The 5,908-nt window shown below is 37.4% G+C and carries 5 protein-coding genes; all 5 read right to left on the reverse strand.

Going from position 1 to position 5,908, the window contains the following annotated elements; translation table 11 throughout:
- Positions 1–396: 396 nt before the first annotated feature.
- Complete coding sequence (locus RQ763_RS08640; protein WP_314152401.1) at positions 397–1,059, reverse strand: type II secretion system protein; 663 nt, start codon at positions 1,057–1,059, stop codon at positions 397–399.
- A gap of 140 nt (positions 1,060–1,199) precedes the next feature.
- The gene (locus RQ763_RS08645; protein ID WP_314152402.1) at positions 1,200–3,014 is read right to left on the reverse strand and encodes a citrate/2-methylcitrate synthase; all 1,815 of its coding nucleotides are present in this window, start codon (positions 3,012–3,014) and stop codon (positions 1,200–1,202) included.
- 9 nt (positions 3,015–3,023) lie between these two features.
- Positions 3,024–4,358 (reverse strand): ATP citrate lyase citrate-binding domain-containing protein, encoded by a 1,335-nt coding sequence (locus RQ763_RS08650; protein WP_314152404.1) that lies wholly within the window; start codon positions 4,356–4,358, stop codon positions 3,024–3,026.
- A gap of 87 nt (positions 4,359–4,445) precedes the next feature.
- Positions 4,446–5,639: a hypothetical protein gene (locus RQ763_RS08655; RefSeq protein ID WP_314152405.1), complete on the reverse strand. Its 1,194-nt coding sequence runs from the start codon at positions 5,637–5,639 to the stop codon at positions 4,446–4,448.
- The coding region (locus RQ763_RS08660) for a glutamine amidotransferase-related protein (RefSeq protein WP_314152407.1) at positions 5,636–5,908 on the reverse strand (273 nt) is incomplete at its 5' end. The genes RQ763_RS08660 and RQ763_RS08655, both read right to left, overlap by 4 nt.

Below are 5,908 nucleotides of genomic sequence, written 5' to 3' on the forward strand. Positions count from 1 at the left end.
CTCCATAATTGAAGTTGTTTAATCTTTGCCCAAGATTATTAAATCATTGGCTTTATATTGCCATCATGTAATTGAATACCTAATGGACTTTTTTGTATAGTATCTATACTATTGGGTATCTCTAAATTAATAGAGACCAAATAGAATAGACGGTTGTTGTTATTTTAGTTATTTCTAAGTAAACTTATTAATGACCAATCTAACTATTTCTAGTTATTAAAGTCTATTTACTTGCTTAGTTTTCAATGATCTCAAACTTAGATTTTTAATCCTAAACTTTAGGTCTCTTTGTTTGTGGAGGGGAATTATAGGGAAGTTATGCTTATTTATTTCTTAATCTGGGAGAGAGTTTGTGGAGGAATTTTTTTGGGGTAAAATTTGGGTAAAACAACTATCTTACAATATGCGTGCATACCCTGTTTCTGGTTCTACTGCAATTTCTACAGTTCCCTCATTGCTTGTCATTGTGATAATACAAGGATCTCCGCCAGCATCAAACTGAATTAATCTTGAACTCACTCCGTCGCGATATGAATCATCTAACAAATGTGGACCATCATAAAGAGGTCTTCCCAAGTGGTCAAAAGCTATACGAAGACCATTTACTTTACAATTAGCAGAGAAATCAACATTTGTTATGCCATATTTTCTTCCAATATTTAGTTCAAAAGTTGCTCTTGAATCATCATACGGAATAGCACTATATCCACCGGTTAAATATTTAGAAGTATTCAAAGGATTTTTAGCAGTTTCACTAATATCTGGATTTCCCGTACTTGCTCCTGCGTTATCTGAAAATATTGAGTATGCCCACTCATAATTGCTTCCCTCTGTCCTTGCAAAGAATATCTGCCATCTATCTTTATACCACTCTGAGTCAGCAGTATTAAACCTATCATCAACCATCGCCAAATGTTGTGTATATCTTATGTGCGAAACAACTTGAATTGAAGCTTCTTGAAGTTTGTTTGATCCAATTCTGGGGATAACAACGGCAGCCAAAATCCCAATTACAACAATTACAAATACAAGTTCGAGCATAGTAAATGCTTTTTTCATACTAATCCAGTCAAATCTATTTGTTACAAGTATATCAAAAAAAATATGAAAATCAGAAATAATTTTATTTTAAACGGGGTGTTTAAAGAGAATAGAGGATTATTCAAGGAGAGTTGCCTCCTTGAATTTAAAAAAATAGATTATATTTTTTCTGCAACCTGAACATCGTAAAGAATATCAGACATTGGATGTCTATACATAGGCATTGCAAGACGTTTTTCGTCAAGTACATGACCGATAAATCCTATGCTTCTTCCAACGATAAAGAATGAATTTAGAGTACCGCTTGAGATAAACTCATTTATCTCATCTTCGCTGTAACCGAGCGCTCTCCACATATCAACCATTAAAATGCCGATAGTTCCATCTACGTTAAGAATTAGATTCTCTTTTTTAGATGTTGTCAACTGCTCAACTGTTAGTGCATAATCCAAAAGAGGAGTAGCAGGGAAAGATTTAGCTGCATACTTCTTAAGACCCTCTACGCGTAAGTCAGGATTTTTAAGAGACTTGATTCTATGCCCGATACCAGGAATAGGAACGCCCTCTTTTTTCATATGATTTAAAAATTCTGCAGGAGTCAGCTTGTTGTCATCTGCATACTTGAAGTACTGCGCAGCACCATCAATTGCACCGCCGAATCTTGGTCCAATTGTTAAAAGACCTGTTACAAGAGATTCTACGACACTTTTGCCTGCACGTGCTGTAACTTTTGCATTGTGAGCACCTGAAACCGCAGGACCATGATCTGCAACTGTCTTGATAACAGTCTCAATAAAATCCGTAGCCCATTTTGGATACTGTTTTTTGAACCATAGAAGTGATATAACATCACCGATTCCTTTTCCTGTGTCCGGAGTTGCAAGAGAAGAGATAGGGAAGCCTGCATATGTTGCCTCATCGCCTCTATCATCAGAAATTGTACAGATAAACTCTTTAGATTTTCTCACGCTTGGGCATACATTGATAGCTGGCTCTTTGATATCTTTTATAACACCTTCTGCGTGTAGCTCATGATAAACGGCACTGATTATTTCCGGAAGATTGTTGAATGATGCAGGAACATGAATTCCAACCTCTTTCATAGCCTTGTTTTTAGCTTCAGCTGTTTCCATGTCACCGTTTGCAGATGCACCCGCATGACCAAACTGCACGCCGCTGTCATAATACTTCGCAATAGTTCCGATACACCATGCGATAATCGGCTTTTTAATCTGTCCGTTTTTTACCGCTTCGATAACTTTGTACTCTTCAGTTCCGCCAACTTCACCTAAAAGTAACATATATTTTACTTCAGGATTTGCTTCCATTCTAAGAAGATTGTCAATGAAAACAGAACCAACAAATCTATCTCCGCCAATTGCTACACCCTCAGCAATACCATCAGCATTGATAGCAATAATGTTTGAAAGCTCATTAAAAAGACCGCCCGAACGAGTTACAAGTCCACATGAACCTGCACGGTGAAGTTTAGACTGAACTATGTTCTCAATTGTACCGCCGATATTTGCGATTTTAAATGCACCTGGAGCGATACCACCAACTGTAGCAGGTCCGATAACAATAACATTTTTAGCTTTAGCTGTTGCATTCATCTTGCGTGCTAATCTCTCAGGAATACCCTCAGCCGTTACCATGATTGAAGTAAAACCGCCAAGCTCTAATGCTTCCATAGTCACGTCGTATGCAGTTCTAAAAGATGCGAAGTTTAAAAGTACATCAGCTTGTGGCTGTGCTGCTTTTGCTTCTGCAGTACTTTTATATAGAGGAATCATAACCTCATCCGGTCCATAGAAAAACTTCTCAAATTTAGAGCTGCTCGTAGGTGCAACAATTGCAGCTACAGAGGGCTTCTCTCTTTTTATTGTGTAGTCATAATCAAGCATTCTCTGAATAGCACTTGCATTGTTATTCCAAAAAATCGCCTGTGTGTCTCTTGTGTATAGTTGCGCCATCTCTAATCCTTACTTTGTTAATGCCATACGCACGATATCGGTAACATGCGTTTCAGGTCCGTAAACTTCAATATAAAGCCCTAGTCTATCAGCTGCCTCTTTGATATCTTTGAGACCTTTTTCATAGTTTGGTCCACCGCGTCTTACATAAATTTTTATGCCAACTTCTTTCATCTTGTTTGCATTGTTTTCAAATGCTTGAATGATGCCCGTAAAAGTTTTTGCAACATCCGTAAAGTTTGCAATAGCACCACCGATGATAAGAACTTTATCTCTGCCTTTTGCATCTTTGCTTCTTGTCATAAGATCAAGAATAGTCTCTGCGTAAAATTTAGTTTCACTTGTAGTAGGTCCGCCTGAATACTCGCCGTAGTTAGCAAGATCTTCGATGCCTGCCAAGTCAGCGATTGTATCAGCATAAACAACTGAAGCACCGCCACCCGCTACCATAGTCCAGATTCTAGCATCAGGCTTAAGGATGGTCAACTTCAATGAAGCGCCCGACTTACTGTCTGCATCTTCAATAGCTAAAACCTCAGGTGATTTCTCTTCCATACCAAAAGATGTAGGATACTCAACATCGCCCCACTGCTCTCTCATCATAAAGCCAGCAGTATCGTCAAGTTTTGCAACCATATCAAGAAGCTCAACTTTTTTACCCTGAAGAACAAACGGGTTAATCTCTAGGTATGCAAAGTTTAACTCTCTGTAAGCCTTAAAAAAGCCTATTGCAAACGTTGCGAATGCTTCTTTGTCTTTTGCAGCCACATCTTTAGGAATGCTTTTTTTGATTTTTGCAGCAATTTCCTCTTCTGTTGCAGTGATTGGGAATGCTACTTCTATAACTTTATCCCAGTTCTCTTCAACTTCCATACCGCCTTCTGCGGACATATAAAGAACATCGTCATCTCCGACACATGTAGCAGAGATGTAGTACTCCTCTTCTTGAGAGTGTGGAGTAAATGGCTCAACGATAAAATGAGTAAGCATGTCAACTTTTGCTTCGCCTGTCGGAGTGTCGCCGTCAAATGAAAAATAAACCGACTGTTTTTCAGAAGATTTTTCATCAATCCAAGATGATGCTTTTGCTAAAGATACATCGCCCGGCTTAGAGTCTTTAAACAGAACCAAACCATTCTTTCCTCTTTTACCAAATAGCATATCTGGTTTAGCAACTAATGTTTTTTCTTTTAACCATTTTTTCTCTTTTGCAGCTTTAGTAAGTTCTGATCCGTTTTGAACCATAACCGTTTCATATGCATAACTGAAATCTGGAAAATACTTATCCCAATGCTTAGCCAAAATTGACTTTGCGTCAAATTCTCTAATCGCTTTTTGAGCCATTGCAACTCCCTGTTTTTAATATTTATGAAATATTATCACATGTAAGGTAATCTGAAGGTATATATGAAGATTAAGTGGGAAATAGATTTAATTTATGTTTATTTTAGTAACATTTGCAGAGTAGACTACTCTATTTTTGTAACTTATCGTTACACTGTCCTGTTTTATGAAATCCGTAGAAATTTCTTCAAGCAAATAATTGTTGCATTTTGTTACACCGTAAAATTCTAATCTTTTTGACATCTTTGCATCTGTTTCAACACAGCTTATTCCCATGCCCTTAAGCTCTTGCGCCAGCTCTTTTGCAACATGCATCTTATATGAAAAGTGTTTTTTTGGTTTTTCTATTACATAATAAAGATATTTATTAAAAAAGACCGCTGATGAGTTTATAAGAAGCAGGACAATCGATATAATAAATGCCAATCTATAGTTCCTTCTAAACATACTCAAACGTACTCTATATGAGTGTTCAAAAGTTTGCGCAACCAGAGGAAGGCAGAGCATAACATAGGGAGCAAAGTACTCTATGGGCACACGTTGTCTAAAGGAGAGAAGAAGTGAAAAGAGAAGTGCAACGGTCGAGATAAACCACAACATATCCAGCTCTTTGGTTAGATACTTTCTGTATAACGTATAAAAAAGATAGATAAAGATAATAGGCGAAAAAATAGCTGCATATATTCCTATAGAGTCAAGAAAATAGCCCTTTGGAGAGCCGTGTGTATCGATACCGTAAATAAATAGCGATGATAAAAACATAAGCAGATTAAAGAGAAGAACCTTTTTATCTTTTTTATAGAGTGAATAGAAAACAAGCCCCATAAAAAGAGCGGCAAAGCCACCATCGGCAAGCATGTAGAAAAGTAGTAGAAGGTAGCTGTATTTTAGAGAATAATTTTCATAAATATATACAAACAGAAGAAGACCGAACAAGATCAAGCCTGCGCTGTTAACAATGATGGCTGAGCTTATCACTCCTGGCAAGAGAATAAAAATGATAAGAAGCCAGAGCCTATTTCTTTGAACTTTTATGTAGTTTTTTGATATGTCATACAACAGCACAGCGCTCAAGATATGCAGAAGTATCATAGGAGAGCGCAGCGCAAAATCGTTTTGACCAAAGAGCGTAATTGAACTATTTACTAAAAGCTGCAGGAAAGAGAAGTTGCCCCTTAAAATCTCGGCTTCGTTGTAGGAGATAGAGAGCTCTCCTATTTGTAAGGCAAGCCATAGCGCATCTAATCCTATAATTAAGAAAAAGATGTTTCTGTTACTCATAATTTTAAAAAGTTTCCTATTATCTCATGACCATACTCACTCATGATGGATTCGGGATGAAACTGAACACCGTAAATATCTTTGTCTTTTACCTTAAGCGCCATTATCTCATCATCATCCGTGCTGTATGCGGTCGGTTCTATAGTATCGGGAAGAGAATTTTTATCCACTATCAAAGAGTGATATCTGGTTGCGATAAACTCTTGCGGAATATCTTTAAATATCTCGCACTCTTTTGTACGCTTCATGGTAGATGTTTTGCCGTGCAT

It is taken from the genome of Sulfurimonas sp. (assembly GCF_032250635.1).
In the GTDB taxonomy this organism is placed as follows: domain Bacteria; phylum Campylobacterota; class Campylobacteria; order Campylobacterales; family Sulfurimonadaceae; genus Sulfurimonas.